General features: G+C 62.7%; 15 protein-coding genes. 14 read left to right on the forward strand and 1 reads right to left on the reverse strand.

All coding sequences use genetic code 11. The features are described from left to right. Positions 1-3: 3 nt before the first annotated feature. Positions 4-717 carry a DUF2569 family protein gene (locus tag B5X69_RS16255; RefSeq protein ID WP_079639653.1) on the reverse strand — a complete coding sequence of 238 codons (714 nt, stop codon included), beginning with the start codon at positions 715-717 and terminating at the stop codon, positions 4-6. Between the two features lie 543 nt (positions 718-1,260). Here B5X69_RS16255 and B5X69_RS16260 point away from each other — a divergent pair. The 14 genes from B5X69_RS16260 to B5X69_RS16325 form a co-directional block, all read left to right on the forward strand. After that, the gene (locus B5X69_RS16260) at positions 1,261-1,470 is read left to right on the forward strand and encodes a Flp family type IVb pilin (protein ID WP_079639654.1); all 210 of its coding nucleotides are present in this window, start codon (positions 1,261-1,263) and stop codon (positions 1,468-1,470) included. A gap of 81 nt (positions 1,471-1,551) precedes the next feature. Continuing rightward, the gene (gene cpaB, locus B5X69_RS16265; RefSeq protein ID WP_079639655.1) at positions 1,552-2,454 is read left to right on the forward strand and encodes a Flp pilus assembly protein CpaB; all 903 of its coding nucleotides are present in this window, start codon (positions 1,552-1,554) and stop codon (positions 2,452-2,454) included. Then, complete coding sequence (locus B5X69_RS16270; RefSeq protein ID WP_079639656.1) at positions 2,444-3,838, forward strand: type II and III secretion system protein family protein; 1,395 nt, start codon at positions 2,444-2,446, stop codon at positions 3,836-3,838. The genes cpaB and B5X69_RS16270 overlap by 11 nt, the downstream gene beginning before the upstream one ends. Further along, a complete protein-coding gene (locus B5X69_RS16275) occupies positions 3,828-4,118 on the forward strand; it encodes a hypothetical protein (protein ID WP_139375829.1) in 291 nt (96 codons plus the stop codon). The genes B5X69_RS16270 and B5X69_RS16275 overlap by 11 nt, the downstream gene beginning before the upstream one ends. A 32-nt stretch (positions 4,119-4,150) precedes the next feature. Beyond that, positions 4,151-5,794, forward strand: coding sequence for a pilus assembly protein TadG-related protein (locus B5X69_RS16280; RefSeq protein ID WP_079639657.1), 1,644 nt, complete (start codon positions 4,151-4,153; stop codon positions 5,792-5,794). Continuing rightward, positions 5,791-6,294 (forward strand): TadE/TadG family type IV pilus assembly protein, encoded by a 504-nt coding sequence (locus B5X69_RS16285; protein WP_079639658.1) that lies wholly within the window; start codon positions 5,791-5,793, stop codon positions 6,292-6,294. The genes B5X69_RS16280 and B5X69_RS16285 overlap by 4 nt, the downstream gene beginning before the upstream one ends. After that, positions 6,291-6,905: a TadE/TadG family type IV pilus assembly protein gene (locus tag B5X69_RS16290; RefSeq protein ID WP_079639659.1), complete on the forward strand. Its 615-nt coding sequence runs from the start codon at positions 6,291-6,293 to the stop codon at positions 6,903-6,905. Before B5X69_RS16285 ends, B5X69_RS16290 begins: the two co-directional genes overlap by 4 nt. Positions 6,906-6,957: 52 nt before the next feature. Further along, positions 6,958-8,097 carry a CpaE/TadZ family protein gene (locus tag B5X69_RS16295; protein WP_176141643.1) on the forward strand — a complete coding sequence of 380 codons (1,140 nt, stop codon included), beginning with the start codon at positions 6,958-6,960 and terminating at the stop codon, positions 8,095-8,097. After that, on the forward strand, positions 8,097-9,479 hold the full coding sequence (locus B5X69_RS16300) for a TadA family conjugal transfer-associated ATPase (protein ID WP_079639661.1): 1,383 nt from the start codon (positions 8,097-8,099) through the stop codon (positions 9,477-9,479). Before B5X69_RS16295 ends, B5X69_RS16300 begins: the two co-directional genes overlap by 1 nt. Next, a complete protein-coding gene (locus B5X69_RS16305; RefSeq protein ID WP_245798779.1) occupies positions 9,476-10,480 on the forward strand; it encodes a type II secretion system F family protein in 1,005 nt (334 codons plus the stop codon). The genes B5X69_RS16300 and B5X69_RS16305 overlap by 4 nt, the downstream gene beginning before the upstream one ends. A gap of 61 nt (positions 10,481-10,541) precedes the next feature. Then, positions 10,542-11,453, forward strand: a complete 912-nt coding sequence (locus tag B5X69_RS16310) for a type II secretion system F family protein (protein WP_245798780.1) — start codon at positions 10,542-10,544, stop codon at positions 11,451-11,453. Between the two features lie 3 nt (positions 11,454-11,456). Then, complete coding sequence (locus B5X69_RS16315; RefSeq protein WP_079639663.1) at positions 11,457-12,131, forward strand: tetratricopeptide repeat protein; 675 nt, start codon at positions 11,457-11,459, stop codon at positions 12,129-12,131. A gap of 11 nt (positions 12,132-12,142) precedes the next feature. Then, the gene (locus B5X69_RS16320; RefSeq protein ID WP_176141644.1) at positions 12,143-12,592 is read left to right on the forward strand and encodes a prepilin peptidase; all 450 of its coding nucleotides are present in this window, start codon (positions 12,143-12,145) and stop codon (positions 12,590-12,592) included. 467 nt (positions 12,593-13,059) lie between these two features. After that, a partial coding sequence (locus B5X69_RS16325) for a beta strand repeat-containing protein (RefSeq protein ID WP_176141645.1) occupies positions 13,060-15,136 on the forward strand: 2,077 nt, incomplete at its 3' end.

Genomic DNA, 15,136 nt, shown 5'->3' on the forward strand with positions numbered 1-15,136 from the left:
CCTCTAATCTGCCGGGGCTCGCGAGCGGTAGGTTACGTTGACGCGCTCGGATAGCAACAAATAGGGTATCCACACCAACATGCTGACCAGCACTTTGGTCACATTGCCGCCGAGCAATTCGCCCAGTGAATGGGCGATCGGCGCGGGCAAGTCGGGAGCCGCGGCTACCCGGTAGGCGATCACAACCTGTAACAGCAGGTCCATTGCCCAAGCGAAGAGCAACATGCGTGGAAACAGCGGCATTGAACGCAGCGCCATGACGAAGCAGGCGGCGTATAGAAAGTTCATTACCAACACGTCGAACGCCATCATTTGAAATATCGTTGTGGCCCAAACGGGCGCTTCCTGGTTCACGGCCGGAACGGCCAACAGGAATTCGACGCTGCGCATCGGGACGTTCAGCAACAGTCCGACCAGCAGCGAGGCCATGAAACCGTAGGGCCCGAAGGAAGGGTGAGCGCGGGCACCCAGCGGATCAAGCTGTCGCCAGCGATCAAAGTGGGCGAGGCGGATGCGTGGCCGTGCCGGCAACAGGCTGGCGGGAATGGAGGCCATGGCGATCCGGTATCCCGCGATCGGGGCAAGGGCAATCAACCCATAGGGCAAAAGCATCCGAACGAGATCAGTTGCCACGCGACTCGGCGCCCCGGATGATGCGAATCGCAGCGCTGCCGCAACGCCGAACAGGAGCATCCAGAACAGAATCAGGATTTCCATGCGGGATTGGAGGGCGCGTACGACATGTCGCGACCGATCGCCGAGCCGATTGCTCACACGGTTTAAAATGGCCTGTATGGTGGGAAACCACGCGACCTGTGACATTGGATCCGGCCCCACCCTCCAAATCGTATAGTTTGTCCAAGGTTTCCCATATTGCAACGAATCGAGCCCGCTTCCGTGGCTTTCGTATCCGGACAGCAGAGGTCACAGAGCGCCGAAAGCTTAGAAGTTGCTGGCTTAGCCAAATAGGAGGCCGCGTTTCAAGTGGGGTTAATTCCGTTTCCTTAAAAAGTGCCATTCCGGAACGAAATTACAAAGGGTTGCATTTCCGATTGACTGTCGTTGCAATTGCAGGGAAATTAGGCGGGCTTGCAAGGGGGACTGCCTTTCGGAGCCTGGTGCAAAGCCGGATATCATCGGGTCGCACCGGTTTTCCGAAAAAATCACCCAAGCGGCGGGCCAGCCGGAAATAGAGGCCGGAGCCCAGAAATCCATTCTCGTCCCGTCGAAGAGGCACGGGATCATTGGGGGTATTTTGAAATGAAGAATTTTCTGAAGTCGTTCATTGCGGACGAGTCTGGGGCGTCGGCCGCCGAATATGCGCTGATCCTCGCCGTAGTTGGCGCCGGCATCGTCGCAGCTGCCGTTTTCCTTGGCGGAGAGATCAGCAGCGCAATGTACGGTGCCGGTGACGCGATCTGCGGTGAGGGCAATAGCATCTGCCGCGCCGGCGGAAACGGCGGCACATAACGATGGTCTGGGAGGCCCGTCCCGTTTCGGCGGGATGGGTCTTTCACATTTTTGCCTGAGGCCGGTGTGGGGGGACGCTCGATGGAGCGGCGCAATCTGATTATCATTGGCGCGGCGGTGCTTTTTGGCCTCGTCGCGGTTTACTTTGCAAACGCGTGGTTCAGTGGGGTCGAGAAGCAGCAGGAGCGGGTGGCGGAGCAACGCGCCATGACGCGGATTGCCGTTGCCGATCAGGATCTGGCGTTCGGTACGGCCTTGTCGAGCGCCAATGTCCGGCTTGTGGCCTGGCCTGTCGATTCGGTGCCGCAGGGCGCTTATCGCGAAGGCGAAGCGCAGCGACTGCTGGGTGAAGGCAAAGTGGCGATCCGCCCGATCGCGCGGGGTGAACCCATATTGGTCTCCCGAATTTCCGAACGCGCGGTTCTTTCGGCTAACATCCCGCCCGACATGCGTGCGGTCACCGTGCCGGTCGACGCTGTCAGCGGTGTGGCCGGCTTTGTCACGCCCGGCGATGTGGTCGATGTGCTGCTGACGCGACAGATTCCTGGCGATGGTGCGAGCAGTGATGACAAGATGACCACTGTCGTGCTCGATAATGTTCAGGTGCTGGCGGTTGATTTGCGCGCGAGCGAACAGAACACCGATCCCTCCGAGAGTAAGACGGCGACCTTAATGGTCCACCCTGAAGGCGCGCAGCGTCTCGCTCTGGCGACCCAGATTGGGCGGCTTAGCCTTGCACTGCGCAATGTCGAAGATCCGGGAACGGGCGCGCGCCGCGTGGTTACCAGCCGCGAGCTTGGCGGCGGATTGTTCATTCCCGCTCGGCGCGCCTCTGGATCACCGGCGCCGCAAGTGCGGGGTACTGCCGCCACGCCGCCGACCGCACAGCCCGCAGCAGCGTCGCCGCGACCTAGCGGGCCCGGCATGACCGTCGTGCGCGGGACCGATACCAGTTTTGTAGGGGTGCAGCGCCATGGCTATTAATCTCGTTCGCCGCGCGCTTTATATGGTTCTGCCGCTGGCGCTCGCGTGCGCGGCGGCGCCCGCATCGGCGCAATCTGCGGATAGCGGGCTCCACGGGGGTACACTCGAAGTGCCGATCAACAAGAGCCAGATCGTCACTGCCGACCGACCGATCGCAAAGGCAATGGTCGGGAGCTCGGCGATTGCCGATATTGTGCCGCTCACCGACCGGTCGGTCTATGTGCTGGGCAAGGGCATGGGGACAACCAGCCTGACGCTCTATGACGCCGGCGGGCGCGTCCTTGTAGTAATGGATGTCGCCGTCGGCCCCGATGCCGATGGATTTCGCCAGCAGGCCGCGCGACTGATCCCCGGCGCACAGATCGAGGCGCAGATTTCCGGCGACTCGCTCGTCCTGACTGGGCTGGCCACCGACCCCGCGATGATCGATCGCGCCGTGCAACTTGCGCGCACCTATGCGGGCGATAAGGTCGTCAACATGATCGGCCTCGGCGCTAGCCAGCAGGTCATGCTCGAGGTGAAATTCGCCGAAGTGCGCCGCAGCGTTGGCGAGGATATCGGTGTGCGTGCCTTTATGAACGACGGCTCCTTCCGCGGCGTGACGGGGCCAGGATCGTCGTTGATACCGAATCCCGAAGACGGCACAGCGCTTCTCAAGGCGGGCAGCGTTGCCAATAGCTTTGGCATTTTCGGCGATACCTTCCGCCTGCTCGGTATCGATTTCGAAGCCTATCTCAACGCGCTCGAAGCCAAGGGCTTTGCCAAGACTCTGGCCGAACCGACGCTCATCGCACTCTCGGGTGAAAAGGCATCCTTCCTGGCCGGCGGCGAATTTCCGATTCCCGTGGTGCAGTCGGGCCGCTCGGGCGGTGGCGGGGATGGGGGCATCGGCAGCGTGACCGTCGAGTTCAAGCCGTTCGGGGTCAGCCTCGGCTTTACCCCGACGGTGCTCGGTGACCGGACGATCAACCTGAAGGTCGAGCCTGAGGTGAGTTCCATCGACCCGGCAGCGTCGATCCAGCTTAACGGCATTTCGATCCCAGGGCTGCAAACCCGTCGGGCAAGCACCACGATGGAACTGCGCGACGGCGAGAGCTTTGCAATCGCCGGGCTGTTGCAGCGCGATTTTCGTACCACCATCAACCAAGTGCCGCTCCTTGGCGGTATCCCCATCATCGGATCGCTGTTCCGTTCAACCGAGTTTCAAAAGGGCGAGACCGAACTGCTGATCGTGGTCACGCCGCGACTGGTGCAGCCGATCAAGCCCGAGCAGGTGCGCTTGCCGACGGACCGCGTCGCCGACCCCGATGCGGCCGCGGCGACCCTGCTCGGCGAAGCCTATGATCCAGTGCCCCTGAAGAAGGAGGGCGACTATGAATATTGACTCGTTCCGCAAGCTTGCCTGTCTCGCGCTGCTGCCAATGGTCGCGGGCTGCGCGAGCGTCCCGTCGATCCTCGAAGAGCCCGGAGATTCGCGCTTCGGCGAGGCTAACCGTCAAACCATGATGGCGCAGGTGATCGATCCTGACCCCGTCTATGATGAGCCGATGACCGGAAGCGGTGAACAGACACAAAAGGCCGTGGAGCGCTACCGCACGGACGCCGTGAAGCAGCCGGATGGCATCCGCACCACCGACGCAGGTTCGGCCTCCGGGCCGCAATAATTTCCGGGCGGTGGCAAAAGAGCGAACTCGCAATGAAACGCACGCAGTCCATTTGGCGGTCCAGCATATGGCGTGACGAGGCGGGCGCCGCCGCGGCCCTCTATGCGCTGGCGCTCCCGGCGCTCGTTGCGGTAGCCGGGATCGCATTCGATTATGCCCGTCTTGCGGCGCTCGACACCGAGCTGCAAAATGCCGCTGACCAGGCGGCGCTCGCGGCCGCGACGCAGCTCGACCGCCGGGCCGGGGCGGTCGATCGCAGCGCGATGGCTGCAACGTCCCTGATCAACAACGAAACCCGTTTCGCCAATGACGGCGAGGGCCGCGACGTGTCGGATCTCACCGTCCGCCTCTATGCGGACAAGAATCAGGCGGAAGCGTGTGGCGACGCTGGCGCATTGTCCGCCACGGCGACGGGCGATGCACAGGCGGCCTTTGTGTGCGTGCGGGTAAACACTCGAACGGCGAATTTTGCGCTGACACCGGTGGTTGGCGCATTGCGCAGCAATATCTCTGCGCAGGCGGTGGCGGGCGTCGGATCGGCGCTTTGCCGCACGCCGCCGTTGATGGTCTGCAATCCCAACGAGGCATCGGACCCCGACGCCAACTTCATCACGGGGATGCGCGGGCGCGGGATGCTGGTGGTCCAGGGCGGAGGCGGCGCGTGGACGCCTGGCAACTTCGGCTATCTCGACACGGGCACGGGTAATGGCGCGACCGGGGTGCGCATGGCGCTCGGGTGGGTGTCGCCGCCCGGCAACTGTCTCTCGCAAAGCGGCGTCGATACGGTCGATACCGAGCCGGGCAATATGTCGAATGTGCCGCAGGCGCTGAACACCCGCTTCGATATCTATGACACGCAAGGCTGTGAGGACGGCGGGATCTGTCCGCCATCGGTCAATACGCGCAAGGATCTGGTGCGGCAGAAGGGCGCGAGTGGCAACAACAGCTGCCGCTTGCACGACAGCCAGGGATGGTATCTGCCCGCTAATCGATATGATCCCGCTAATCCGGGCTCGACGCCCGATTCCATGGGGCACCCGCGCGACGTCTGTCACGCGCTCGCAACCGGGCAGGCGGGCGCGTGCACGACGTCGATCGGCGACGGGACCTGGCATCGCGACACCTATTTCCGCACCCACTACCTGCGCACTGAGGGCCCGATGGCCGGCACAAGGTGGAATTCGGCGGACTGGCAAGCGAACACCAAGCTGAAGCCCGACGCGACCCGCTACGAGGTCTATCTCTGGGAAATTGCGAACCGTGGCAATGTGATCGATGGCGTGCGGATCCTCGATCCCAAGCCGCGCCCCGATACCGTCGCGGGCGGCACGCCGATCAACTACGCGGCTCCCGTATGCAGCCAGTTGCAGCCCAGTGGTGGATATGGCGGCGGAGTGACACCCAGCGCCACCTCGGCCGACCGCCGCCGCATGTCCGTGGCCGTGGTCAATTGCACCGCGAACAATGTTCGCGGCAATTCCACGGGTGTTCCCGTTCGCCGCTGGATGGATGTTTTCCTGGTCGAACCCTCGATCGCTCGGCCGGGTTCATCAACCCGGCGTGCAACGGGACAGGATCAAATTTACGTCGAAATCATCGGCGAAACGACCTCGGGCTCGGCGGGCGAGACGGCCGGCTCGGTGATCCGCCGCGATGTGCCTTACCTGATCAGATGACCGCGCGTCCTTCCCTCTTGTCTTGCTCGCGCGGCGCGGCCGCGGCCGAGATGGCACTGATCCTTCCGTTTCTGATCGTGCTGTTGTTTGGCTCGGTGGAGCTCGGCTATTATTTCTATAACCAGCACCAGGTAGTGAAAGGGGTTCGCGACGGCGCGCGCTTCGCCAGTCGCCAGCCCTTCACGGCGATCGGTTGCAACGGAACCACTCCGATCGTCGATGCGGCCACCACCACCGCCATTCGCGAAATCACTCGCACAGGAGCAGTCTCGGGTGGCGTGCCCCGGGTTCCGGGTTGGGAAGCAAGTGATATCGCGATCGATGTCGTTTGCGACGCGGACGCGCTCTCCAATGTTGGCATCTACAGGGACAAGGGCAACCCGCCGCGGGTCACCATCTCCGCGATCGTCAGTTACAATGCGCTGTTCGGCGGCCTCGGCGTCATCGATTCAACCTACACGCTGAATGCCAGCCAGCAAGCGGCGGCGATGGGCATATGAGTGGGGCAGTCTTTCTTGGGCGCGCTGTGCGCGATGCGCGGGGCGCAAGCGCGGCGGAGTTTGCTTTGATCCTGCCGATATTCCTTCTGTTCTTCTTTGGACTCATCGACGCCGGGCGCTTTCTTTATGAGGTCAATCGCGGCGAAAAGGCAACCCAGATCGGCGCTCGCATGGCGGTGGTGACCGATCCAATTGCGCAGAGCCTGATGGGCGCGAGCTATGTGGGAGCGTCGGTCGGCGGCTCGACGCTGTCGCAAGGCGACCGGATCCCTGCCGCGGCATTCGGCTCGCTGGTTTGCAATCAGACCAGTTGCACCGGTACCGAGCCCCATCCGGGCACTACCCAAAACGACGCCGCGTTCCAGAATCTCCTGAGCCGCATGCAGCAGATCATGCCGGCAATTGAGGCCGACAATCTCGTCATCGAATATCGGGGCTCGGGTCTTGGCTATGCAGGAAATCCCAATGGCATGGACATCTCGCCGCTGGTCACGGTAAGGCTGACGGGCATGAATTTCTCCCCGATTCTGCTGTTTGGCGGAAACATCGATCTCCCCGATTTTTCCTATACGTTGACGATGGAAGACGGGGACGGAACAGAATCGAACTGACATGGGGCGCCCAAATTCTCCTCTATACCCCGGAAAGGACCAGCGTTTGCGATTGCCTGCGCCACTGACGGTCATTGCCGCCAGCGAGCATATTGATGCCCTGACCGCCGACAGGGATGCGCCATGGCTCGAGGATGTTGCCCTGATCCCGCTGGGACTGCACGACACCATTGCCAGCACTCATCTCGCGGGCGCTGGCATTTTGGTTGTGCAGATCGACCCTGCGGTTCCGGCATCGATGCGGCGCATCGAGCGCGTTCGGAAGCTTCGCTCCGATTTGCCGCAAGTCGTCGCACTGGAAAGCGCGAATGTCGGCCTGGTCCGCACGCTGCTGCGCGAAGGCGTCGCCGACGTTGTTTCATTGCCGCTATCGTTCGAAGAGCTGTTGCAGGCGGCCGTCACCGTGATGGAATCGCGCGCTCCGCAGCCCGACGCGCGAGATACGCTGGCACCCTTGGTGGCGGTCGCGCGCACGCCCGGCTCGTCTGGTGCCACGACGCTTGCAACTCATTTGGGGGCAAGGCTCGCCCGCGAAGGAACGGGCGTTTGCCTGTTCGATCTTGACATCCAGACTGGGCGCGCCGCCGAGGTCCTGGGATTGCGGCCTCGGCGCTGCCTCACCGATTTGCTCGACGCGGGAGTTCGGATCGACCAGGCGATGCTCCAGTCGGTCGTGGAACAACATAGCAGCGGATTGGCGCTGGTCGCCGCACCCCAAGACATTGGCCCGCTCGAGGCAATTGACAGCGAACAGCTCCACAAGGCGGTCGAACTTGCCCGGAAAGCCTATGATTACGTTCTGATGGATCTGCCGACGGGCCTCACCAATTGGAGCCTGACGATGCTCGCCGAGGCCAACGCGATCGTCATGATCGTCGAGCAGAATCTTGCGAGCCTCCGCCAGGCGCGGCGGCGTCTGGATCTGATGCGAAGCGTCGGGATCGACCGGAAGCATATCTCGATCGTGGTGAACCGGGTTGAACGCCGGCTGTTCGGTTCGATCGGGCTCGCAGATGTCGAGGAAGCACTCGGGCACGACGTGCTTTGCGCAATCCACGCCGATGCGCAGAACCTCGGCATTGCGCAGGACCAAGGGCTGCTCGTGCACGAAGTCCGCTCGAAGAGCCCATATTCCGCCGATGTCGACAAGCTTGCCGACGCGCTGCGAATCAAGTTTGGGAAGCTCTCGTGATGTGGCAGATCGGCAAGAGCAAGGCCGGAAAGCACGGCGAGGCCACCAACGAAGCCGGCTTACCCCAACCCATCTTCGGTAGTTCGTTTGACGCCGAGGCGGACCGCTTTTTGGGACTGAAAAGCGCCATCCACCGCAAGCTCCTCGACCGGATCAACCTCAGTCTCCTCGACAAGCTCTCGCGAGAGCAGATTGAGGAGGAGGTCGGTGACATAGTCCTCTCGCTGTTGATCGAGGAGGACGCGGCGCTCAATGCACGCGAGCGTGAGCGCCTTGTCGGCGAAGTGCTCGATGAGCTCCTGGGACTGGGGCCGCTCGAGCCTTTGCTTGCCGATGAGTCGATCACCGACATTCTGGTGAATGGACACAAAACCGTCTTCGTCGAGCGCTTCGGGTTGCTCGAAAAGGTGCCGACGCGCTTCCAGGACGAGCGGCATCTGCTGCGTATCATCCAGAAGATCGTCAGCGCGGTCGGTCGGCGCGTGGACGAGTCATCGCCTTTTGTCGACGCGCGGCTCGCCGACGGGTCGCGGGTCAACGCCATCGTGGCGCCACTCGCGATCGACGGATCGTTATTGTCGATCCGCAAATTCGCCAAGCAGCGTATCAGCATGGCGCGGCTCGTCGAACTGGGCAGCGTGCCAGCGGAAGTCGCCGAAGTGATGTCTGCGATCGTGCGGTCGCGCCGCAATGTGCTGATTTCGGGCGGCACGGGTTCCGGTAAGACGACGCTGCTCAATGCACTGTCCTCCTATATTGATGGCCGCGAGAGGATCGTCACCATCGAGGATTCGGCGGAACTGCAACTCCAGCAAGAGCATGTTGCACGCCTCGAAACCCGTCCGCCGAACATCGAAGGGCGCGGCGAAATTACGCAGCGCGACCTCGTCAAGAACGCCCTGCGCATGCGCCCCGACAGGATTATCGTGGGCGAAGTGCGCTCCGGCGAAGCCTTTGACATGCTGCAGGCTATGAATACGGGGCACGACGGGTCTATGACGACCGTGCACGCCAATACCGCGCGCGATGCCCTCTCGCGCGTCGAGCAGATGATCGGGATGAGCGGGATCGAAATTTCGCCAGCCTCCGCCCGCGCGCAGATCGCGTCTGCAATCAACGTCGTGATCCAGATCGGCCGGCAGGCCGATGGCCGTCGGCGCCTGCTCAGCCTCTCCGAGGTGGTGGGTATGGAAGGGCAAACGATCACCATGCAGGAGATCTTCCGTTTCAAGATGGCAGGTCGCTCGGACACCGGGGATGTGCTGGGTCACTTCGAGGCGACGGGCATCAGGCCCAAGTTCCTCAACGATGCGGGCGAGCATGGTATCGAACTGCCAAGCGATCTTTTTCGTCCCTCGCTGAAGCTGGGTGACGTGCGGTGATCGGCGGGGAAGTCGCCCGGTTTCTGGTTCTCCTGGGGATCTTCGCATTTGTATTCCTGATCACGCAGGTCGTGCTCCGGACATCGATCGAGCGGCGCGCGCATGTGGGCGCCGTCAACAAGCGGCTGAAGATGATTGCCAGCGGAGCGGCGCGCGAAGAGGTCGTCACCATCCTGCGCAAGAATGATCCAGTCTTGCTGAATGATGCGGCGAGTCCATGGGGACGATTGTATTTTACGTTCCGCCGCAACCTTTCGATGGCCGCGGTCCCTTGGACAGCCTTGCAAGTGGGTATTGGCATGGCGGCGATCTTTTCGGTCCTGGTCATCATTGTGACGATGGCGATATGGAGTGCCGCTTATCCGATCACCGCAGGCGTCATCCAGCTCATCCTGGCATTTGCGGCTGCCGCAGCCCTCGGCGTACCGCTGATGGTGATCTCCTTCCTTGCGCAAAGGCGGCGCAAGCGGATGCAGGAGCAGTTTCCCGTCGCTCTCGATATCTTCGTCCGCTCGCTGCGCTCCGGCCACCCTGTGGCCGCGGCGCTCGACCTTCTCACTCAGGAGATGGAAGACCCGATCGGATCGGAATTCGGTTTGGTGTCCGATGAAATCGCTTACGGCGCGGATCTGACGGACGCGCTAAATGATATGGCGGAGCGGTGGGATCTCGATGATCTGAGGATGTTCGTGGTTTCCCTCTCGGTGCAAAATGAAACCGGCGGCAACCTTGCCGAAATTCTCGACAATCTTTCGAAGGTCATCCGCGAGCGCGCCGGACTGTATCTCAAGGTTCGTGCGCTCTCGTCGGAGGGCCGGATGACGGGGCTGATGCTGACGGGGCTGCCGATCTTCACCTTCGTCTTGGTCTTCCTGTTGAACCCGTCTTTCTATCTCGACGTCGCGGGTGATCCCATTTTCTATGTCGGCTTTCCGCTGATGCTTTTGTGGTATGGCGTCGGGGTGATTTCGATCCGGCGCATGGTGAACGTCAAGGTTTGAGATGGTAGATTTTCTCGCCACAAATCTGTTCGCGCGGGCAGCGTTCCTGCTGCTGGTGTTCATGCTCGCGGTATTTCTGTTGACCGCAGTCGTGCGCATCGTGACGCGGCGCGCGGCATTGCGATCCGGCATCAAGTCGATCGCGCAATCGGGCCCTTCCGAGCGGGGCGCACGCTTGCAGGAGCGCCGGGATGGCGGCTGGCTGAAACTCACCGAGCGGATCGAGAAGGCGGGGCTGAACCTTGCCGATACCAAGGGCGATGAGCTGCGCCAGAAGATGATCGCGGCAGGATTTACCTCCCCGGCCGCGCCAAAGCTGTTTACGCTGACCCGTCTCGTGCTGGTGCTGCTTTTGCCGACACTCTATGTCTTGCTGGCGAACGCGGGCGGCAAAGAACTGTCCTTTTTCAAGCTCTACCTGTTCGGCTCCGCCCTAGCGTTGCTCGGGCTGTATCTTCCGAACCTATACGTGACAGCGCGAGCAGACCGCCGGCGGGAGGCGATCACCAACGGCTTTCCCGACTGTCTCGACCTCATGCTCGTTTGTGTCGAAGCAGGGCTTGGCCTCGAAGCGGCAATGGACCGCGTCGGGCGCGAGATGGTGCATTCGCAACCACTCGTCGCGGAGCTGCTGTCCGGCGCGACGTTGCATTTGCGTGCGGGGGCCGCGCGTGACGAAGCGCTTCGCAAAATGGGGGACAGAAGCGGTGTGGAGGAAGTGCGAAGCTTCGCCACCCTGCTGATCCAATCGGACAAGCTCGGGACGAGCATAGGAGAAACGCTTCGCGTCTATTCTGATGAGATGCGCGAGAAGCGCCGGCTGCGGGCGGAGGAGAAGGCGCATCGTCTTCCCGTCCTCATCTCGATTCCGCTCGTGGTTTGCATGCTGCCGACCATGATCGGCGTCCTGATGTTGCCCGGTGCGGTGCGCATCGTTCGGGAAATGGTTCCGGCTCTTACAGGGGGAGGCTGATATATGAAAAAGGCGATCAGGCTGCTTGCAGCGTTGAGCACGGCTACGGTCTTGGGCGGCTGCCAGTCGTTTCCGTTGACCAGTTGGATGTCCAAGGAGCGGCCTGCGGCCGCGGCCAAGCGAAGCGCGCTCGCGGAAAGCACCTCGGGGGCGCTCGAAGAAGGCAAAGCTCTCCTCCGAAGCGGCAATATTTCAGCCGCGGTGGCGTCTTTTCGTATCGCGCTGCTCGATCCGGCTGCGCGCGGTGAGGCCAACAACGGTCTTGCAGTTGCTTACGCGAAGCTCGGGCGCGCTGATATTGCCGAACGCTATTTCCGGGCGGCAATCGAACAGGATCCGGACAATCCCAAATTTGCGGCGAACCTGCTGCGTTTGCAGCAGGTCATGCTCGCGCGGTCGCACGTAACCCCGACTTCGGACGCGCAAGCGCTGGCGGCGCGCACGAATGAAACCCGGGTTGCGTCGCGCGAGGCGCTGACCGGACAGGCTACGCGCATCTCGCGCGCCGAAGTCCTGATCCGATCGCAGCCCAGCACGGCAGCTCCCCCCGCCATGGCGGTGGTCTATCGCGATCCTGAGGCAGGTGCGCCGGTCGCGGATCAAGCGGGAAATGAGGAGCAGCTTGCGCTGGCGCCGGCAGCGAAGGCCCTCCCGATTACCGTGACGTTCCGCAAGTGATGCCCGACATAATGTGGTGGCCGGCCCTGGCGTGCGCAGCGCTGGGGGCGTGGCTTGACGTTACATCGAGGCGCCTTCCCAACAGGGTTTGCGCAGCGTTCGCCATTGCCGCCATCTTCGGGCTTGGAGCGACGCAGGGCGCTGCGCTCTTGCCCTGGGCGCTGCTCCATGCCGCAGCCGCGCTGCTTGTCGGCATGCTGCTCTTCCGGTTCGGGGTGATTGGAGGCGGCGACGCCAAATTCTACGCGGCGGCCGCCTGCGCGGCGCCAATCATCCCCGCTGCCGGACCTCTTGCACTCCTTGGCTGGACCTCAGTTGCGGGCCTAGTCCTGCTGCTGGTGATGATGGTCGGGCGCCGGCTCGGCATACTCGCTGGCAAAGGTTCCCTGCTCAAAGGATGGGAAGTCCCCTATGGCGTGGCGATTGCGGCGGGCTTCTGGCTCGCCCTGATCAGCGTCTGACTGGCCCCAGTTCCGAGGAGGATTGCGGTTGCGGTAAGGCAGCACATTGGCACTGTCGTGACCGCTCGTCGCACCATCGAAAAGTCGCCTGAAAAGCGTTGCAAGGAAAACGCGCGCGCGCATGGGATGCACCGAAAATGTGCACCACCAGTTGCGCCTGATCGGGACATTTTCCCGCGATTTCCGGACGGAAGCACGTCGCGGGCAACGCGGCATCCCAATAATATGTTGTATTTGCAATAATTGTTGCGTTGTGGCCGCAAAGGCGCCCAAAAAAGGCGCTAAATGGTTAATTTTATTGCAACTGTCATAAAAACCTGTTTCCTTTGCCTCATGTAACGACTCGCTGGCGCTGACCAGCGTCCCGAATGAGCGAGCCGGATCCGCTAGGATCGACAGGGATGGGGGACCGCTTCGGCGGGACGTTTGATTGGCCTGTCGAGCCCTGGCTACTGTGGGGTAAGACGATGACCGATTTCGAGGCCGAGGACTTTAGAGGGTTCGATAGCGACGGCGGAATGCAACAGGCGCCGGAGGCGGCTCCTCCGCCCGCCGCCGCCAGCGGCATCATTCTCGTCCCCGACGCGCAAGGCATCGTCATTCTTCCTCCCGGGACGTCGCTCGAAGACGTAAGAGCCGAAGGGCGCGACCTGGTAATCGTCGCAGTCGACGGGACGCGCTACGTCATCCCCGACGGCGCGGTGATCGTGCCGCAGCTTGTGGCGGACGGCGTTGCCGTACCGCCGGTGAACCTCGCGGCGCTCTTGCTCGGCAATGAAATCGAGCCTGCTGCGGGACCGCCGCAAAGTTCGGGCGGGAATTTTGCCTCGGATGTCGGCCCGATTCAGGCCGCCTTCGGCCTTGGGGATCTGCTTCCCTATACCGAGCTCAGCTTCCCCGAAAGCCCCGAGCGCGAAGTGATCCCCGATCTGGTGATCGATGAGGATCCGGGCGTTGTGATTGTCACGCCCGACAACCCTGCGGGCGCGGTCATGGCGAGCGTTACGGTGAACGAGGCGGGCCTTCCCGCCCGCGGCGGCGAGTCCGCCGGGTCCAATGCGGCTTCGAATTCCGAAACAGCATCCGGGGTGATCGAAATTACCTCTGGCGATGGGCCCTTTACCGTCCTCATCGACGGCGTCGCCGTCACCGGAGTTGGTCAGACCTTCACGACGGCGCAGGGTACGCTGACGATCACGAGCATCGCGCCGACGACCATCGGTTTCAGCTACACGCTCACCGACAATCTCCTGGGCGGCTCCGCTGACGGTTTCGCGGTCACCGTTATCGACAGCGATGGCGACAGCGCGAGCGGGACCATTGCAGTCAATGTGATCGACGATGCGCCGGTGGCGCAGGCCGATGCCGCGCAGCAAACAGCGGAAAATGTGCCGGTCACGATTGATGTGCTGGCGAACGACACGGCGGGTGCGGACGGGGTCGCGACCTCGACCGTCGCGCTGGTAGCGAACTCGCTGACGGGGGCAGGCGCGCTTGTGCTCAATCCGAATGGCAGTTTCACCTATACGCCGGCACCCGGTGAAGAGGGGACGGTGACATTCGCCTACTCGATCACCGACGGCGATGGAGACGTCTCGACGGCGACCGTGACAATTACACTGGCAGCCGACTCGACGCCGGTCATCGACGTGGTGCCGTCCGCACCCAACGCTGCGGGCCATGACGAGGTCGACGAGGCGGGGCTTGCGACCGGATCGGATGCGGCCGCCAACAGCGAGACGGCGAGCGGAACGCTCACTATCACCACCGGCAACGACACGGTCGGATCGCTCGTGATCAACGGCACCGACGTGACCGCCGGCGGCAGCGTCGCGGGCGCCTATGGCACGCTCACCGTGACTCTCGCGGGCGGCGTCTACAGCTACAGCTATACGCTCACCGCGAGCACCGACGGCGATGCGACCGCCGACGCGTTCGACGTGGTCGTCACCGACAGCGATGGCGATAATGCGAGCGGCACGATCACGGTCGACATTGTCGACGACGTGCCGACAGCGCGCGACGACGTTGCGACACAGCCGGCCGAAAATGCGCCGGTCACAATCGAAGTGCTGGCGAACGACACGGCGGGCGCGGACGGGGTCGCGCCCTCGACCGTCGCGCTGGTAGCGGACTCGCTGACGGGGGCAGGCGCGCTTGTGCTCAATCCGAGCGGCAGTTTCACCTACACGCCGGCACCCGGTGAAGAGGGGACGGTGACATTCGCCTACTCGATCACCGACGGCGATGGAGACGTCTCCACGGCGACGGTGACGATTACGTTGGCAGTCGACTCGACGCCGGTCATCGACGTGGTGCCGTCCGCACCCAACGCTGGGGGCCATGACGAGGTCGACGAAGCAGGTCTTGCGACGGGATCGGATTCGGCTTCGAACAGCGAGTTTGCAAGCGGCGCCTTCACGATCACGACCGGCAACGACACGATCGAATCGCTCGTGATCAACGGCACCGACGTGACTGCCGGCGGCACCGTTGCGGGCGCCTTTGGCACGCTCACCGTGACCCTCGCGGGCGGCGTCTACA

Origin of the sequence: Sphingopyxis flava, from assembly GCF_900168005.1 — a bacterium.
In the GTDB taxonomy this organism is placed as follows: domain Bacteria; phylum Pseudomonadota; class Alphaproteobacteria; order Sphingomonadales; family Sphingomonadaceae; genus Sphingopyxis; species Sphingopyxis flava.